Annotated in this window: 17 protein-coding genes; 15 read left to right on the forward strand and 2 right to left on the reverse strand. The window is 63.6% G+C overall.

All coding sequences use genetic code 11. The annotated features are described in order from the left end of the window. Nucleotides 1-16: 16 nt before the first annotated feature. The 4 genes from J0O65_RS18735 to J0O65_RS18750 all read left to right on the forward strand — a co-directional run bounded on the left by J0O65_RS18735 (nt 17) and on the right by J0O65_RS18750 (nt 4611). Entirely contained in the window at nt 17-532 is a 516-nt protein-coding gene (locus J0O65_RS18735) for a lipocalin family protein (RefSeq protein WP_215408772.1), read from the forward strand. Nucleotides 533-797: 265 nt separating this feature from the next. Next, a complete protein-coding gene (locus J0O65_RS18740) occupies nt 798-2561 on the forward strand; it encodes a methyl-accepting chemotaxis protein (RefSeq protein ID WP_215408773.1) in 1764 nt (587 codons plus the stop codon). A 71-nt stretch (nt 2562-2632) separates the two neighbouring features. After that, nucleotides 2633-3340 carry a tRNA-uridine aminocarboxypropyltransferase gene (locus J0O65_RS18745; RefSeq protein ID WP_215408774.1) on the forward strand — a complete coding sequence of 236 codons (708 nt, stop codon included), beginning with the start codon at nt 2633-2635 and terminating at the stop codon, nt 3338-3340. 80 nt (nt 3341-3420) lie between these two features. Further along, nucleotides 3421-4611: a PA0069 family radical SAM protein gene (locus J0O65_RS18750; protein ID WP_502793578.1), complete on the forward strand. Its 1191-nt coding sequence runs from the start codon at nt 3421-3423 to the stop codon at nt 4609-4611. A gap of 181 nt (nt 4612-4792) precedes the next feature. Here J0O65_RS18750 and J0O65_RS18755 read toward each other — a convergent pair whose 3' ends face one another. Together J0O65_RS18755 and J0O65_RS18760 are read right to left on the reverse strand one after the other, a co-directional pair. Next, nucleotides 4793-5419 (reverse strand): gamma-glutamylcyclotransferase, encoded by a 627-nt coding sequence (locus tag J0O65_RS18755; protein WP_215408961.1) that lies wholly within the window; start codon nt 5417-5419, stop codon nt 4793-4795. A gap of 61 nt (nt 5420-5480) precedes the next feature. Further along, the gene (locus J0O65_RS18760; RefSeq protein ID WP_215408775.1) at nt 5481-6449 is read right to left on the reverse strand and encodes a LysR family transcriptional regulator; all 969 of its coding nucleotides are present in this window, start codon (nt 6447-6449) and stop codon (nt 5481-5483) included. A 118-nt stretch (nt 6450-6567) separates the two neighbouring features. Here J0O65_RS18760 and J0O65_RS18765 point away from each other — a divergent pair, with 118 nt between their 5' ends. From J0O65_RS18765 to hscA, 11 genes are all read left to right on the forward strand, one after another. After that, on the forward strand, nt 6568-7101 hold the full coding sequence (locus J0O65_RS18765) for a VOC family protein (RefSeq protein ID WP_215408776.1): 534 nt from the start codon (nt 6568-6570) through the stop codon (nt 7099-7101). Between the two features lie 51 nt (nt 7102-7152). After that, a complete protein-coding gene (locus tag J0O65_RS18770) occupies nt 7153-8181 on the forward strand; it encodes a fumarylacetoacetate hydrolase family protein (RefSeq protein WP_215408777.1) in 1029 nt (342 codons plus the stop codon). Between the two features lie 11 nt (nt 8182-8192). Beyond that, the gene (gene maiA, locus J0O65_RS18775; protein WP_215408778.1) at nt 8193-8843 is read left to right on the forward strand and encodes a maleylacetoacetate isomerase; all 651 of its coding nucleotides are present in this window, start codon (nt 8193-8195) and stop codon (nt 8841-8843) included. 133 nt (nt 8844-8976) lie between these two features. Next, complete coding sequence (locus tag J0O65_RS18780) at nt 8977-9756, forward strand: uracil-DNA glycosylase family protein (RefSeq protein WP_215408779.1); 780 nt, start codon at nt 8977-8979, stop codon at nt 9754-9756. Between the two features lie 38 nt (nt 9757-9794). Beyond that, nucleotides 9795-10346, forward strand: a complete 552-nt coding sequence (gene ybiA / locus J0O65_RS18785; protein ID WP_215408780.1) for a riboflavin biosynthesis intermediates N-glycosidase — start codon at nt 9795-9797, stop codon at nt 10344-10346. Between the two features lie 189 nt (nt 10347-10535). Further along, nucleotides 10536-11012 (forward strand): Fe-S cluster assembly transcriptional regulator IscR, encoded by a 477-nt coding sequence (gene iscR / locus J0O65_RS18790; protein WP_065310626.1) that lies wholly within the window; start codon nt 10536-10538, stop codon nt 11010-11012. Between the two features lie 40 nt (nt 11013-11052). After that, nucleotides 11053-12309: an IscS subfamily cysteine desulfurase gene (locus J0O65_RS18795; RefSeq protein ID WP_070224138.1), complete on the forward strand. Its 1257-nt coding sequence runs from the start codon at nt 11053-11055 to the stop codon at nt 12307-12309. Nucleotides 12310-12365: 56 nt separating this feature from the next. Further along, complete coding sequence (gene iscU, locus J0O65_RS18800; protein WP_034750082.1) at nt 12366-12752, forward strand: Fe-S cluster assembly scaffold IscU; 387 nt, start codon at nt 12366-12368, stop codon at nt 12750-12752. Between the two features lie 157 nt (nt 12753-12909). Continuing rightward, a complete protein-coding gene (gene iscA, locus J0O65_RS18805; RefSeq protein WP_034750079.1) occupies nt 12910-13230 on the forward strand; it encodes an iron-sulfur cluster assembly protein IscA in 321 nt (106 codons plus the stop codon). A gap of 66 nt (nt 13231-13296) precedes the next feature. Further along, entirely contained in the window at nt 13297-13812 is a 516-nt protein-coding gene (gene hscB / locus J0O65_RS18810; protein ID WP_215408781.1) for a Fe-S protein assembly co-chaperone HscB, read from the forward strand. A 108-nt stretch (nt 13813-13920) separates the two neighbouring features. Continuing rightward, nucleotides 13921-15801 carry a Fe-S protein assembly chaperone HscA gene (gene hscA, locus J0O65_RS18815; RefSeq protein WP_215408782.1) on the forward strand — a complete coding sequence of 627 codons (1881 nt, stop codon included), beginning with the start codon at nt 13921-13923 and terminating at the stop codon, nt 15799-15801. The last annotated feature ends 38 nt before the right edge of the window (nt 15802-15839 follow it).

The following is a 15839-nucleotide window of genomic DNA, read 5'->3' on the forward strand; positions in this document are numbered from 1 at the left end:
GATGATGGAGAAAGACATGAAAAGACTGCTGTTATTGCTGTGTGCGCTCGTGCTGGCCGGCTGCGTGGGGCGGCCCGAGAATATTCATCCCGTCAATCACTTCGATACGACCCGCTATCTGGGCAAATGGTATGAGATCGCGCGCCTCGATCATTCCTTCGAGCGTGGCCTGAGCCATGTGACGGCCGATTACAGCCTGCGCCAGGATGGCGGCCTGAAAGTGCTCAACCGTGGCTACAAGGATGCGGATGCGAAGTGGAAGGAAGCGGAAGGCAAGGCGTATTTCGTCGACAAGAATGACGTGGGCTATTTGAAAGTGTCGTTTTTCGGCCCCTTCTATGGTTCCTACATCGTCTTCGAGCTCGACCAGCAAAACTACAGCTATTCCATGATCAGCGGCCCCGACAAGTCCTACTTGTGGTTGCTGTCGCGCACGCCCACCATGGACCCCGCCTTGCAGCAGCGCCTGATCGAGAAGGCCCGTGGCCTGGGTTTCGATACCTCGAAATTGATCTATGTGAAGCAAAACTGACTCTGCTTGCCTGCCGCCCGTTCGTGGCGGCAGACCGCCTTCCGGTTGTTGCTTTTCTGCATGTTATTTCTTGCAATACCACTCTGATTCACTCACAATCTGCTCCAAAGTGGTGCGCTGCGGCGTGCTGCCATTCTGGCGACGTGGATGGCCTTGCGTCGCCGTTCGTGATTGCCGCACGGCGGATGCCTGCTATCTTGATTGGTAGTGGTCAGTCGGTTTCGTGGCGTCTGTGCATTGTTTTTTTTCAGATAGGAATCACGCAATGAAAAACCTCAAAATCGGCGTACGCCTCGGTGGCGCTTTTGCCGCCGTCCTGTTCCTGTTGACCAGCCTGACCGTGGTGGGCATCGTGCAGATGCAAAGCGCCAGCCAGGAAACCGATGCGCTGGTCAACGTCAAGGTACGCAATGAGCGCCTGATCGGTGAATGGACCAAGGTCATCGAGGTCAACGCGGCGCGCACGGCGGCCGCCTGGAAAGTCAGCGATCCCGAACACCAGAAGCAGTTTGAACAGGAAATGGCGGTGTCGTCGGCACGCGCCACGGAAATCCAGAATGCCATCGGCAAGAGCGAACTGAGCGCCGAAGAGCAGGCCTCGTACCAGGAAGTGCTGAGCACGCGCAAGGCCTACACGGAAGTACGCAAGAATGTGTTCAAGGCCAAGAATGCGGGCGACCTGGAGCTGGGCAAGCGCCTGTATGAAGGCGACATGGCCGTCAAGCGCGATATCTACCTGGCGGCGCTCAAAAAACTGGAAGTGCTGGAAGCGAAATTGCTCGATGAAACGGCCGCGCAAATCCGCTTGCGCTACGAAAACGGCCGCATGCTGCTGATCTCGCTGGGCGTGGCCGCCATCTTGCTGGGCATCGCCTGCGCGTACTGGATCACGCGCTCGATCACGCGTCCCATCACGCGTGCCGTCGAAGTGGCGGAAGCCGTTTCCGCTGGCGACCTGACCAGCCATATCGTCGTGGAAAGCCGCGACGAGACGGGGCAATTGATGCATGCGCTGAAAAACATGAACGATAAGCTGGTCAGTATCGTGAGCCAGGTGCGCGCCGGCACCGAATCGATCGGCACGGCGTCGAGCGAAATCGCCGCCGGCAACCTGGACTTGTCGTCGCGCACGGAAGAGCAGGCCAGCTCGCTGGAAGAGACGGCGTCTTCGATGGAGGAGCTGACTTCCACCGTGAAACTCAATGCGGACAATGCGCGCAGCGCCAACCAGCTGGCCATCGACGCCTCGCAAATCGCCAGCAAGGGCGGCGTGGTGGTATCGGAAGTGGTCAGCACCATGGGCTCGATCAACGATTCCTCGCGCAAGATCGTCGACATCATCAGCGTCATCGACGCCATCGCCTTCCAGACGAATATCCTGGCCCTGAACGCGGCCGTGGAAGCGGCCAGGGCCGGCGAACAGGGCCGTGGTTTTGCCGTCGTGGCTTCCGAAGTGCGCAACCTGGCGCAGCGCTCCAGCGCGGCGGCCAAGGAAATCAAGGGCTTGATCGACGACTCCGTGCAAAAGGTCGAGGCCGGTTCGCAACTGGTGGACAAGGCCGGCCGCACCATGGACGAGATCGTGCAAAGCATCAGCCATGTGACGCAGATCATGAACCAGATCACCGACGCCAGCGATGAACAGCGCGCCGGCATCGAGCAAGTCAACCAGGCCATCGGCCAGATGGACCAGGTGACGCAGCAAAACGCGGCCCTGGTGGAAGAAGCGGCCGCGGCGGCCGAGTCCATGCAGGAACAGGCGGCCAAGCTGGCCGACGTCGTGGGCCTGTTCAAGCTCGATGCAACGCAGCACTATGTTTCCGCCAGTGCTGCCCCGTCCATGACGGCGCCTGCACCTGCCGCCACGCGACCCGCCATGCGGCGCGCCACGCAGCCGACCATGCGACGCGCGCCGGCACCCGCCGTGACCGCGCCGACGCCGGATAAAGTGGCGCCAGCGGAAGCCGTGCGCGCGCGCGCACCGCAGACGCCGGTGGCGTCCGGCGCCGACGAATGGGAAGAGTTTTAAGCGCAGATCCCCCTTGGCATGGCGCGAGCGCTACAATCGCGGCTTGAAGACAGCCGCGCACGCGCTCCGCCATGACCACCCGCCGTACCTCAAGCTCTACCTCCAGCCATCCCTCCAGCCCTGCCGCTGCATCGTCTTCCCAGGCTGCAGCGGCCAAACGCGCGCGCTGCCCAGCCTGCCTGCGCGCCGTCTCCAGCTGCATTTGCCGCTGGATCGCCCCCGTTGCCCATGCGGTGGACGTGCTGATCCTGCAGCATCCGCTGGAAGTCCACAATGCCAAGGGCAGCGCCCGCTTGCTGCACCTGAGCCTGCCCAACAGCCGCATGCTGACGGGCGAGCAGTTTGCCCCGGAGGTGCTCGCCGAATTGCTGGCCGACAAGCACAACGTGCTGCTGTACCCGGATACGCCAGGAGACCGGTCGCTGGGCATCGCGCCGCCGCCAGCGCTCGACCCCGCCATCTTGCTCGATCCGGCCCGATCGTTGAGCCGATTGCGGCTGGTGGTGCTGGACGCCACCTGGCGCAAGAGCCGCAAGATGCTGTATCTGAATCCCCCGTTGCAACAGCTGCCGCGCCTGCCCTTGCGCGGTACGCCCGCTTCCCATTACCTGATCCGCAAGGCGCACGCGCCAGACCAGTTATCGACCCTGGAAGCGACGTGCTATGCCCTGATGCAGTTGGAGCAGGACGCGTCCCGCTTCGTTCCCCTGATCGCGGCATTTGACGGCTTTGTCGCACAGCAGTTGAGTTATGTCATGCCGCACGGTGAAAAAGCGTGAAACGGCATCGCGCCAGCCCTTGATCTTGCCCGCACAGCGGCATAGTATACTGTACGTATATACAGTTGACGGGGTCGTTCATGAAAGCAATCATTCCAGAGCACGATGACAGCTTCGCCGGGCAAGCCATGTTGCCGCCGCAATCGCTGAAAGCCCGCAAGGGGCGCGGCGCCGTCTCGAACCTGCAAGGGCGCTACGAGGCGCAGGCGCGCGCCGGTTTCGACGATGGCTGGAGCGTGGGCGGCCTGCATGAGTGGGCTGGAGAGGAGGCGGCGCCGGGCTGGAAGACGCAGGTCAGCGACGAGCAGGCGCGCACCATCCTCACGCGCAACGCTTCGCCCGATCTGCCGTTCAATGTGTCGCTCAATCCGTACCGGGGTTGCGAACATGGCTGCATCTATTGCTTTGCCCGCCCCACGCACAGCTATCTGGGCCTGTCGCCGGGCCTGGACTTCGAAAGCCGCATCTACGCCAAGGTGAACGCCCCTGAACTGTTGCGGCGCGAACTGGCCAAGCCGTCGTATGTGCCCGAACCGATCGCCCTGGGCGTCAATACGGATGCGTATCAGCCGTGCGAACGCGAACGGCAACTGACGCGGCGCGTTCTGGAGGTCTTGCAGGAGTGCGACCATCCGCTGGCGCTGATCACGAAATCGTCGCTGATCGAGCGCGATATCGACATTCTGGCGCCGATGGCGGCCAGGCGCCTGGCGGCCGTGGCCGTCACCGTCACCACGCTCGACCCGGCCATCGCGCGCACCCTGGAGCCGCGCGCGGCCGCCCCGGCACGGCGGCTGCGCACCATCCGCACCCTGACGGAGGCGGGCATCCCCGTGGGCGTGAGCATCGCGCCCATCATCCCGTTCGTGACGGAGCCGGAAATCGAGCAACTGCTGGAAGCCGTGCGCGACGCGGGCGCCATCCACGCCCATTACGTGGTGCTGCGCCTGCCGTGGGAAGTGAGTCCCCTGTTCCAGCAATGGCTGGAAGCGCATTTCCCCGAACGGGCCCAGCGCGTGATGAACCGGGTGCGTGAAATGCGTGGCGGCAAGGATTACGACAGCGCCTTCGGCGCGCGCATGCGGGGCGAAGGCGTGTGGGCCGACCTGATCCGCCAGCGCTTTGACAAGGCCGTGCACCGGCTGGGCCTGCACGGCAAGGGCGGCCGCTTCAAGCAGCTCGACTGTACGCAGTTCCGCCGGCCGCTGGTGGTGCCGCCGCTGGGCGCAAAAGTAAAAAAAGGCAATGCGGGACAGTTGGACTTGTTTTAAGTGACACCGTCGTCAGCGCTGATGCCGCAGGGTTGCGCTCGCGTGCTCACGCGCCGCAAAACGGGTGACGCTGGCTGGCGGCTGGGCTGGTGCCGCCGGTGGCGGGGGATGGCGCGCCATCGTCCGGGCATCCTGAGGCCGGGGCCTGGACGTGGGTTGTCCCCGGCTGCCCCAGGCTGCCTCAGGCGCCGGAGGGTGCTGCGGCGCTGTCAGGGGGAGCTGTCTGGATCTGATCCCGGATCTGATCCTGGAACTGCGCCAGATGTTGCTCGATGGCGAAGACGTGCGGGTCGCTCTTGCCCAGCTCGCGCAGGGCGTTGGCCAGGTGCAGCAGGTATTCGCTGTTCGGGCCGCTTGGGCCGTGTGAACGGGCGATCTGGCGCGCGATGTCGAGTTCCGGGGCGGCGCCGAGGAAGGCGGCGTTTTCCTCGTTGGCGATGTACACCAGGCCTTCGACCTTGCCGCCATCGTCGAAGGTGATCTCGGTGGCCAGGCGCAGGTAGCCGTTCTTTTCGCGGTGGTCGAGGTGGGCGAAGACTTCGGGCGTGATCAGATACGCCATGCCGTCGCACACGGCGCCGGCCTGCGGCACGATGGTGGCGACCCGGCCCGGCGCCATGGGCGTGCCACGGTGGTCGTGCGACCCTTGCCAGAAGCGCCGCGTCCAGCCGGCGATGCTGGCGGGACGGCGCTCGATATAGGGGAAGTCGGCCTTGTAGATCAGGGAGCCGTAGCCGAACAGCCAGACCTGCTCGTGGCCGTCGAATTTGTTCATGCGCTGGTTGATGGCGATGGTGGCGGCGTCGATGGGCGACAGGTCGTGTTGGTCAGGCTGGGTCATGGCGTAAGCGGCAAGGGACGATGCGCCATTATAAGGCGGCGCCCGCTGCGCTGCCGGCCGGCAAGGCATCGCCCGCCGCGCCGCCGCCCGCGCCCACGTTCCACTCGTGCGTCTCGACGAACTGGAACAGGAAGGCCATGAAGCTTTCGGCCGCCGGCGACAGCGAACGGCCCGTTTTCGTGTAGGCGAAAAAGCGCCGCGTCAGTTCCGGTTCGTGCAGGGCGCGCATGTGCAAGTTGTATAGCTTGACCATCGGTTCCGCGTACGGCAGGCAGACCGTGATGCCCAGGTTGGCGCTGACCATGGCCAGCGCCGTCGTCATGAACGTGACTTCGTTATAGGGGTTGAGCGACAGCTCGCGAAACGCGCCGTGCATGTCGCGCAGCAGGCGCTCCGTGAACTGGCCTTGCAGCGAAATGAATGGATAGTCGCCCACGTCGGCCCAGGTGACTCTTTCCTTTTGCCGCAGCGGATGCCGCTCGGGGAAGACCAGCACGAAGGGCATTTCGAACAGCACCTGCGCGGCGATTTCCGCCGTCGGATCGCGTTCGGGGCCGATGCCGAAATCGACTTCGCCGCTGAAGACGCGCGCCGATACATTCTCCACGGGACAGTCGACCAGGCGCAGCTGCACGTCCGGGTGGGCCTGGCGGTAGGCGGCGATCACTTCCGGCAGCAGGGTGCACGCCATCATCTGCGGCGCGGCGATGCGCACCATGCCCGTTTTCAATGCCTTGCGCTGGGCGATGCCGGCCATGGCGCCATCGAGGTCCTCGATCATCTTCTCGAACAGCGGATACAGCTCGCGGCCGATTTCCGACAGCTGCGTCTTGCGCGTGCTGCGCTCGACCACGCGCACGCCCAGCACGCTTTCCAGTTCCTTGATCAAGCCGCTCAAGGCGGACTGCGTCACGTGCAGGTATTCGGCGGCCAGGGTAAAACTGCCGGTCTTGGCCAGCGCCACGAAGGCGCGCATCTGTCGCAGGCTGGGACTCATAAGGTAATCCGATAAATCAATGGTTAAAAATTGTTTGTATGATAGCTGGAACTCGATTCTAATGGTGAAAAGCTGAAAAACATCGCGCCCAGGGCGCCATCCATCGGAGACAGACCGCATGAAAATCAAGCAGATCCACCATGTCGCCTACCGCTGCATCGACGCGAAGAAAACCGTCGAGTGGTACGTCAAGCATTTGAACATGAATTTCGTCCTCGCCATCGCCGAAGACCTGGTGCCGTCGACCAAGGCGCCGGACCCGTACATGCATGTCTTCCTGGACGCGGGCCAGGGCAATGTGCTGGCCTTTTTTGAACTGCCGACGCAGCCGCCGATGGACCGCGACCGCAATACCCCGGCCTGGGTGCAGCACCTGGCGCTGGAAGTGAGCAGCATGGAAGAGCTGCTGGCCGCCAAGGAGCGCCTGCTGGCCGGCGGCATCGAGGTGCTCGGTCCCGTGAATCACGCCATCTTCCAGTCGATCTATTTCTTCGATCCGAACGGCCATCGCCTGGAGCTGGCGGCCAACGTGGGCACGCCCGAGATGATGGCCAAGCTGGACGCCGTCAAATGGGAAATGCTGGAAGAATGGTCGCAGACGCGCCGCGCGCCGAAGCACGCGGCCTGGATGCACGCGCCGGCCGACGCCTGAACCCCGCGATCGGCACTCCCTGAACACTACGCCAAACAAGGAACACACTCCATGAAACTCGCAACCCTGAAAAACGGCAGCCGCGACGGCGCCCTGATCCTCGTCAGCCGCGACCTGCGCCAATATCAGTGCGTGGCGGCCATCGCCCCCACCTTGCAGGCCGCGCTCGACAACTGGGACGCCGTGGCGCCGACACTGGAGCAGGCTTACGCGGCCCTGAACGCGGGCCAGGCGCCGGACGCCCAGCCGTTTGATGCAAAGCTGTGCCACTCGCCGCTGCCGCGCGCCTACCAGTGGGCTGACGGTTCCGCCTACATCAACCACGTGGAACTGGTGCGCAAGGCGCGCAACGCGGAAGTGCCGGCCTCGTTCTACACGGACCCGCTGATGTACCAGGGCGGCTCGGACAGTTTCATCGGCCCGCGCGACCCGATCTTCGCCCTGTCCGAAGAGTGGGGCATCGACCTGGAGGCGGAGGTGGCGGTGATCACGGGCGACGTGGCCATGGGCGCCAGCGTGGCCGACGCGGCCAAGTCCATCCGCCTGGTCATGCTGGTCAACGACGTCTCGCTGCGCAACCTGATTCCGGGCGAACTGGCCAAGGGTTTCGGTTTCTTCCAGTCGAAGGCGGCCAGCGCGTTTTCGCCCGTCGCCGTCACGCCCGATGAACTGGGTGCCGACTGGGTCGACAGCAAGCTGCACCTGCCGCTGCTCGTGGACTTGAACGACAGACCGTTCGGCAAGCCGAATGCGGGCGAAGACATGACCTTCAATTTTGCCCAACTCGTCGCCCATGCGGCCAAGACGCGCGAACTGGGCGCCGGCAGCATCGTCGGCTCCGGCACGGTGTCGAACAAGCAGGGCAACCTGTTCGGTTCGAGCATCGAGAACGGCGGCGTGGGTTACTGCTGCCTGGCCGAAGTGCGCATGTATGAAACCATCGAGCACGGCGCGCCAAAGACGGCCTACCTGAAGTTCGGCGACACGGTGCGCATCGAGATGCGCGACGCGGCGGGCGCCAGCATCTTCGGCAGCATCGAGCAGACCGTGGCCCTGTACGCCGGCGCCACGCGCGCCTGAGGAGGCCGCCCGTGAAGCTGTACACCTACTTTCGCAGTTCGGCCGCCTACCGCGTGCGCATCGCCCTCAACCTGAAGGGCATCGCTTACGACAGCATCCCCGTGCATCTGCTGCACGATGGCGGCCAGCAGCTGCTGCCAGCCTACCGCGCCGTCAATCCGTCGGCGCTGGTGCCGGCGCTCGACGACGATGGCGCCATCCTGACGCAGTCGCTGGCGATGCTCGAATACCTCGACGAGACCCGTCCTGGCGTGCCCCTGCTGCCGGCGGACCCGTTGGAACGGGCGCGCGTGCGCGCGCTGGCGCTGGCGATCGCCTGCGACGCGCATCCGCTGACGAATCTGCGCGTCTTGAAATATCTGAAAAACACCCTGGGGCTGTCGGACGAGGCCAAGCAGGAGTGGTACCGCCACTGGATGGCCGAGGGGCTGGCGGCCGTGGAAGCGCTGCTGGCGCAGGGCGACCCTGCCGGCACGGGCCTGTTCTGCCATGGCGACGGCCCGACGATGGCCGATTGCTGCCTGGTGCCGCAGGTATTCAATGCGCAGCGCTTCGCCATCGACCTGGCGCCATACCCGCGCGTGGCGCGCATCCACGCGCATTGCGCCGGTTTGCCAGCCTTTATCGCCGCGCATCCGTCGCAACAGCCCGACGCCGAATAGTTTTAAAGGCGCAATGCGGAAAACCCCATCTTGCAACAGGCGGGGTTTTTTTTATGCGTGCTTGATTTTGATCAGTCAATGCCATCTTGCCGGTGCGCTACAATTTGCGTTTGCCCAAATACTTCACGTCCTCATGACCGCAACAACCGTTCCTGCCAGCATCATCGACGCCCTGTCACTGGCGCATGCCTCCTGGCGTCCCATCCTGCTGCGCGGCTTGCACGCCGTGATGGCGGCCGACCCCGCCTACCTGCCGGCGCTGGCCGTCGATGATTACCTGCCCACGCAGGGCCGGCTGTTCGCCGCCTTCGCCCTGCCGCTGGCGCAGGTGCGCTACGTGCTGGTGGGCGAGGGGCCGTATCCGCGTGCCGACAGCGCCACGGGCGTGTGCTTCATGGATGGCGCCGTCGGCAGCCTGTGGTCTGCCACGGGATTGTCAAAACCCGTCAACCGCGCCACGTCCTTGCGCAACTTCATGAAGATGCTGCTGGTGGCCGACGGCCAGTTGCAGGGCGGCGACACGTCGGGCGCCGCCATGGCGCCCGTGGCGGCCGCCGCGCAGTTGCCGGACAGTGGCGTCATCCAGACCCTGCCCGACTTGCAGCGCAAGATGACGGAGCAGGGCTTCCTGCTGCTGAACGCGGCGCTGGTGTTCCGTGCCCACGTGCCGCCCGTGCAGGATGCCCGCGGCTGGCTGCCCTTCCTGCAGGTGGTGCTCGAAGCGCTGGCGCGGCAGGGCGGGGCGGCCTTGCCGCAATTGGTGCTGTGGGGCAAGATTGCCGAGCTGATCAAACGCTTGCCGGTGGCGGCATCCTTGCCGCAGGTGACGGCGGAACATCCGTATAATCTGTCCTTTATCGGCAATCGTGACATGCAGGCCTTGTTTGGCCCGATGCAACTATTGCGTGCTTGAGCTTGAATCATCGCCTGTCTGGCGGAAGTGCGGGGAATATGCAAATCAGTAACGTGGAAGAATTGAAGGCGTGGATCGCGGCGGGCGGCGTGCCCGACTATCTGTATTTCTGGGGCCACACGCCGGCGCAGCCGCAGGTGCCCGATAAAAGCTGCTTCAGCCAGTGGTTTCCGTCGCCGTTCAGCCTTGCCGGCGTGACGTACGCGACGGCCGAACACTACATGATGGCGCAAAAGGCGGCCCTGTTCGGCGACACGACCGTCCAGGCGCGCATCGTGGCGGCCGAGCGGCCGTCGGAAGTGAAAAAGCTGGGACGCGAAGTGGCGAACTTCGACGCCAGGGTGTGGGAAGCGGCGCGCGCCGGCATCGTCTTCGATGGCAACTTCGCCAAGTTCTCGCAAAAGGCCGCGCTGCGCAAGTTCTTGCTGGGCACGGGCGAGCGTGTCATCGTCGAAGCCAGTCCCGTCGACCGCATCTGGGGCGTGGGCCTGGCGTCCGACAATCCGCGCATCGGCGATCCGTCGCGCTGGGACGGCTTGAACCTGCTGGGGTTTGAACTGATGAAGGTGCGCAGCGCTTTGCGCGCCTGAGCCGTACTGTTGTTTTCCTGATGCCGCCGCGCCTGGCGCGGCCGGCCATGCCCCTGCCAGCCCTGTGGTCATCGCGGGGCGCTCTGACAAACCTCGCCGAATTTGTTATACTTGACTAAATCATTCAACTACTCGGGGTTTGAGAAGTTGAAAAGCCGCAATATTTTAAACCAGTTGAACCGAGGATGTATGCGTCTGACTACAAAAGGCCGTTTTGCCGTGACTGCGATGATCGATCTTGCCCTGCGCCAGGGCAAGGGACCGGTCACCTTGTCCGGCATCAGCCAGCGCCAGTCGATTTCCCTGTCCTACCTGGAACAGCTGTTCGGCAAGTTGCGCCGCCATGAGATCGTCGAATCGATCCGCGGCCCCGGCGGCGGCTACAGTCTGGCGCGCCGTGCCGACAAGGTGACGGTGGCCGACATCATCATCGCCGTCGACGAGCCGCTGGACGCCACGCAGTGCGGCGGCAAGGAACATTGTCACGGCGCCGACGCGGCCACGGGCGCGCGCTGCATGACGCATGAATTGTGGTCCACACTCAACGAAAAAATGGTCGATTATCTGGATTCTGTGTCCTTGCAGGACCTGGTCGACCAGCAGAGACAAAAGAACGCCGAGCAAAGCGTGATGGTGATGCACCGTAACCACGCCGCCCTCGGTTGATAATGACAAAAATACCAGTTGCTGATTGCAGGAGTTATTGATGAACGCCCCAGAAAAAAACGTAGGCCAAGTGCACTTTGAAACGGCACCGCATTTCCCGATCTACATGGATTACTCGGCCACCACGCCGATCGATCCACGCGTCGCCGACAAGATGATTCCCTACCTGCGCGAGCAGTTCGGCAATCCGGCATCGCGCAGCCACATGTATGGCTGGACGGCGGAAAAAGCCGTGGAAGAGGCGCGCGGCCACGTGGCGGCCCTGGTGAACGCGGATCCGCGCGAAATCATCTGGACTTCCGGCGCAACGGAAAGCAACAACCTGGCCATCAAGGGCGCGGCGCAGTTCTACAAGACCAAGGGCAAGCACATCATCACCGTCAAGACCGAGCACAAATCGGTGCTCGACACGGTGCGCGAACTGGAACGCATCGGCTTCGAAGCGACCTACCTGGAGCCGCAGGATAACGGCCTGATCACCGTCGAGCAGCTGGCCGCGGCCGTGCGTCCGGACACCATCCTCGTGTCGGTCATGCTGGTGAACAACGAAATCGGCGTGATCCAGCCGATCGACGAGATCGGCGCGTTCTGCCGCTCGAAAGGCATCATCTTCCATTGCGACGCCGCGCAAGCGACGGGCAAGGTCGTCATCGACCTGCAAAAGACCAAGGTCGACCTGATGACCTTCACGGCGCATAAAACCTACGGCCCGAAAGGCGTGGGCGCCCTGTACGTGTGCCGCAAGCCGCGCGTGCGCCTGGAAGCGCAGATGCACGGTGGCGGCCATGAGCGCGGCTTGCGCTCGGGCACCCTGCCGACGCACCAGATCGTCGGCATGGGCGAAAGCTTCCGCATCGCCAAGGAAGAGATGGACAGCGAAATCGGCCGCATCAAGGCCTTGCGCGACCGCCTGGCCAAGGGCTTGCAGGAGATCGAAGAAGTCTACATCAACGGCGACATGGACCACCGCGTGCCGCATAACCTGAACGTCAGCTTCAACTACGTCGAAGGCGAGTCGCTGATCATGGCGATCAAGGATATCGCCGTGTCGTCCGGTTCGGCCTGCACCTCGGCCAGCCTGGAACCATCGTACGTGCTGCGCGCCCTGGGCCGCAGCGACGAACTGGCGCACAGCTCGATCCGCTTCACCATCGGCCGCTTCTCGACCGAGGAAGACATCGACTTCGCCGTGAACCTGCTGAAATCGAAAGTACACAAGCTGCGCGAACTGTCGCCGCTGTGGGACATGTTCAAAGAGGGAATCGACATCAATTCCATTCAATGGGCAGCCCACTAACCAACACCGTGGCCCCTGTTGACGGGGGCCGGCAAGAATATTAAAGGAGCATCAAAATGGCTTACTCGGACAAAGTACTCGATCACTACGAAAACCCGCGCAACGTGGGCGCTTTCGACAAGGGTGATGAAACCATCGGCACCGGCATGGTAGGCGCGCCTGCCTGCGGCGACGTGATGAAACTGCAGATCAAGGTCGGCGCCGACGGCCTGATCGAAGATGCGAAATTCAAGACCTATGGCTGTGGTTCGGCCATCGCCTCGAGCTCGCTGGTAACGGAGTGGGTGAAGGGCAAGACCCTGGACCAGGCGCTGGCCATCAAGAACACGCAGATCGCCGAAGAACTGGCCCTGCCGCCAGTGAAGATCCACTGCTCGATTCTGGCGGAAGACGCCATCAAGGCGGCAGTGCTGGACTATCAGACCCGCCATCCGGCAGCGTAGAGCACCTGAGAAAACGCCCATGGCTGCGTTGCATTGCCTTGTCGTACTAGTCGTACTGCCTGCGGCAATGCGCCTTGCCCTGAACGTTTTTCAGGCACTCTAGAATTTGTTGGATTTTGATACCTGTTCCCATGTGGGAACAGGAGCGGAGAAATACATGATCACACTGACCGAAAAAGCGGCGAAACACATCAACCGTTATATCGAACGGCGCGGCAAGGGCATGGGCTTGCGCTTTGGCGTGCGCACCACGGGCTGCTCGGGCCTGGCCTACAAGCTGGAATACGTCGATGAAGCGGCGGCCGAAGACAGCGTCTTCGAATCGCACGGCGTGAAAGTCTTCGTCGATCCGAAAAGCTTGCCTTACATCGACGGCACGGAACTCGATTTCGCGCGCGAAGGCTTGAACGAAGGCTTCAAGTTCCACAATCCGAATGAAAAAGACGCCTGCGGCTGCGGCGAGTCCTTCAGGATTTAAACAGCTGGCAAGACCCCGGTCGGTGCGCTGTACCCATCGATTGCGGTACAGCGACCACTGACCATTATGCAAAACCACTTCGAATTATTCCAGTTGCCGGCGCAGTTCGGGCTCGACATGAGCGCGCTCGACGCGGCCTACCGCGACGTGCAGGGCAAGGTCCACCCGGACCGCTTCATCAACGCCAGCAGCGCTGAAAAGCGCGTGGCGATGCAATGGGCCACGCGCGCCAATGAAGCCTATCAAATCCTGAAAAGCCCGCAAAAGCGCGCGCAATACCTGTGCGAACTCCATGGCGTCGATTTGCAGACGGAGTCGAACACGGCCATGCCGCTCAGCTTCCTGATGCAGCAGATGGAATGGCGCGAGGAGCTGGGCGATGCGCGCGCCGGCAAGGATGCCGATGCGCTCGACGCGCTCGACCGCCAGCTGCGCGGCGAACGCAAGGCCTTGCTGGCCCAGGTGGCCGCCCAGCTCGACGCTGCCGACTATGTGAATGCCGCGCAAAGCGTGCGCGCCCTGATGTTCCTCGACAAATTCGCCGAGGAAGTGCGTTTTGCCTATGAGGCCATCGAGGCTTGACCCGGCGATCGCTTGACCGGCGTGCCAAGCGCCGGTCCGGCCCCCGTCTTATAATGCGCGACAGGCATCAGCTGCATCACGCAAAAAATTAATCGAGGCACGAATACAATGGCACTTCTGCAAATTTCCGAACCAGGCATGTCGACCGCGCCGCACCAGCACCGCCTGGCCGTCGGCATCGACCTGGGCACCACCAATTCCCTGGTCGCCACCGTCCGCAACAGCATCCCCGAGGTGCTCAACGACGAAGACGGGCGCTCCCTGCTGCCTTCCGTCGTGCGCTACCTGCCGAACGGCCATGCGAACATCGGCTACAAGGCCCTGTCGGCGCAAACCACCGACCCGAAGAACACCATCGTTTCCGTCAAGCGCTTCATGGGCCGCGGCCTGGCCGACATCGCCTACGCGGAAAACCTGCCCTACGACTTCCAGGATACGCCTGGCATGGTGCAGCTGAAAACCGTGGCCGGCGTGAAAAGCCCGGTCGAAGTGTCGGCGCAAATCCTCGCCACCCTGCGCCAGCGCGCGGAGGATTCCTTGGGCGACGACCTGGTGGGCGCCGTGATCACCGTGCCAGCGTACTTTGACGACGCGCAGCGCCAGGCGACGAAAGACGCGGCCCAGCTGGCCGGCATCAACGTGCTGCGCCTGCTGAGCGAGCCGACGGCCGCCGCCATCGCGTATGGCCTCGACAACGCCTCCGAAGGCGTGTACGCCGTGTACGACCTGGGCGGCGGCACCTTCGACATCTCGATCCTGAAACTCTCCAAGGGCGTCTTTGAAGTGCTGTCCACGGGCGGCGATTCGGCCCTGGGCGGCGACGATTTCGACCGCCGCCTGTTCTGCTGGATCAGCGAGCACGCCAAGCTGGCGCCGCTGTCGGACGAAGACACGGCCATCCTGATGGTGAAGGCGCGCGAGATCAAGGAAACGCTGTCGACCAAGTCGGAAACGATGATCGACGCGGCCCTGAACTCGGGCGAAGAAATCCACCTGCGCATCACGGCGGCCGACTTTGCCGCCATGACGCAGCACCTGGTGGCCAAGACCATGAACGCCATCAAGAAGGCCTTGCGCGACGCGAACGTGGATGCGGACGACGTCGACGGCGTGGTGATGGTGGGCGGCGCCACGCGCATGCCGCACGTGCAGCGCGCCGTGAGCGAATTCTTCCACACCACGCCGCACGCGAACATCGACCCGGACAAGGTGGTGGCGCTGGGCGCGGCCATCCAGGCGAACTTGCTCGCTGGCAACCGCGCCGCCGGCGACGACTGGCTGCTGCTGGACGTGATCCCGCTGTCCCTGGGCATCGAGACCATGGGCGGCCTGGTAGAGAAAATCATCCCCCGCAATTCGACGATCCCGTGCGCACGCGCGCAGGAATTCACAACCTTTAAAGATGGCCAGACGGCGCTGGCCGTGCACGTGCTGCAGGGCGAGCGCGAACTGGTCAGCGATTGCCGTTCGCTGGCGCGCTTCGAGCTGCGCGGCATCCCGCCGATGGTGGCGGGCGCCGCGCGCATCCGCATCACGTACCAGGTCGATGCGGACGGCTTGCTGTCCGTCTCGGCGCGCGAGCTGCGCTCGGGCGTGGAAGCGTCGATCAGCGTCAAGCCGGCCTACGGCCTGGGCGACGACGATATCGCGCGCATGCTGCAGGATTCGTACACCTCGGCCGACGTCGACATGGTGGCGCGCGCGCTGCGCGAAGAGCAGGTGGAAGCGGAACGCATCCTGCTGGCCACGCAGTCGGCGCTCGATGAAGACGGCGGCTTGCTCGATGCGGACGAGCGCGTGGCGGTCGATGGCTTGATGCAGCGCGTGCGCGACGCCATCGCGCAATCGCAAAGCGGCGCCATCGACCACCAGGCCCTGAAGCTGGCGATCGAGGCGCTGGCCGACGGCACCGAGGATTTCGCCTCGCGCCGCATGGACCGCAGCGTGCGCACGGCTCTCACCGGCAAGTCCCTGGACCAGGTCGTATAAAACTAATTGAACAGCGGGCCGCGCACATGTCGCGGCCG

This window comes from Janthinobacterium sp. JC611, from assembly GCF_018682595.1.
In the GTDB taxonomy this organism is placed as follows: Bacteria; Pseudomonadota; Gammaproteobacteria; order Burkholderiales; family Burkholderiaceae_D; genus Janthinobacterium.

What these genes read in the sequence shown, in the direction of transcription:
- J0O65_RS18735 (WP_215408772.1), top strand. Translation starts at nt 17, where the DNA reads ATGAAAAGACTGCTGTTATTGCTGTGTGCGCTCGTGCTGGCCGGCTGC.
- J0O65_RS18740 (WP_215408773.1), top strand. Translation starts at nt 798, where the DNA reads ATGAAAAACCTCAAAATCGGCGTACGCCTCGGTGGCGCTTTTGCCGCC.
- J0O65_RS18745 (WP_215408774.1), top strand. Translation starts at nt 2,633, where the DNA reads ATGACCACCCGCCGTACCTCAAGCTCTACCTCCAGCCATCCCTCCAGC.
- J0O65_RS18750 (WP_502793578.1), top strand. Translation starts at nt 3,421, where the DNA reads ATGAAAGCAATCATTCCAGAGCACGATGACAGCTTCGCCGGGCAAGCC.
- J0O65_RS18760 (WP_215408775.1), bottom strand. Translation starts at nt 6,449, where the DNA reads ATGAGTCCCAGCCTGCGACAGATGCGCGCCTTCGTGGCGCTGGCCAAG.
- J0O65_RS18765 (WP_215408776.1), top strand. Translation starts at nt 6,568, where the DNA reads ATGAAAATCAAGCAGATCCACCATGTCGCCTACCGCTGCATCGACGCG.
- J0O65_RS18770 (WP_215408777.1), top strand. Translation starts at nt 7,153, where the DNA reads ATGAAACTCGCAACCCTGAAAAACGGCAGCCGCGACGGCGCCCTGATC.
- J0O65_RS18780 (WP_215408779.1), top strand. Translation starts at nt 8,977, where the DNA reads ATGACCGCAACAACCGTTCCTGCCAGCATCATCGACGCCCTGTCACTG.
- ybiA (WP_215408780.1), top strand. Translation starts at nt 9,795, where the DNA reads ATGCAAATCAGTAACGTGGAAGAATTGAAGGCGTGGATCGCGGCGGGC.
- iscR (WP_065310626.1), top strand. Translation starts at nt 10,536, where the DNA reads ATGCGTCTGACTACAAAAGGCCGTTTTGCCGTGACTGCGATGATCGAT.
- J0O65_RS18795 (WP_070224138.1), top strand. Translation starts at nt 11,053, where the DNA reads ATGAACGCCCCAGAAAAAAACGTAGGCCAAGTGCACTTTGAAACGGCA.
- iscU (WP_034750082.1), top strand. Translation starts at nt 12,366, where the DNA reads ATGGCTTACTCGGACAAAGTACTCGATCACTACGAAAACCCGCGCAAC.
- iscA (WP_034750079.1), top strand. Translation starts at nt 12,910, where the DNA reads ATGATCACACTGACCGAAAAAGCGGCGAAACACATCAACCGTTATATC.
- hscB (WP_215408781.1), top strand. Translation starts at nt 13,297, where the DNA reads ATGCAAAACCACTTCGAATTATTCCAGTTGCCGGCGCAGTTCGGGCTC.
- hscA (WP_215408782.1), top strand. Translation starts at nt 13,921, where the DNA reads ATGGCACTTCTGCAAATTTCCGAACCAGGCATGTCGACCGCGCCGCAC.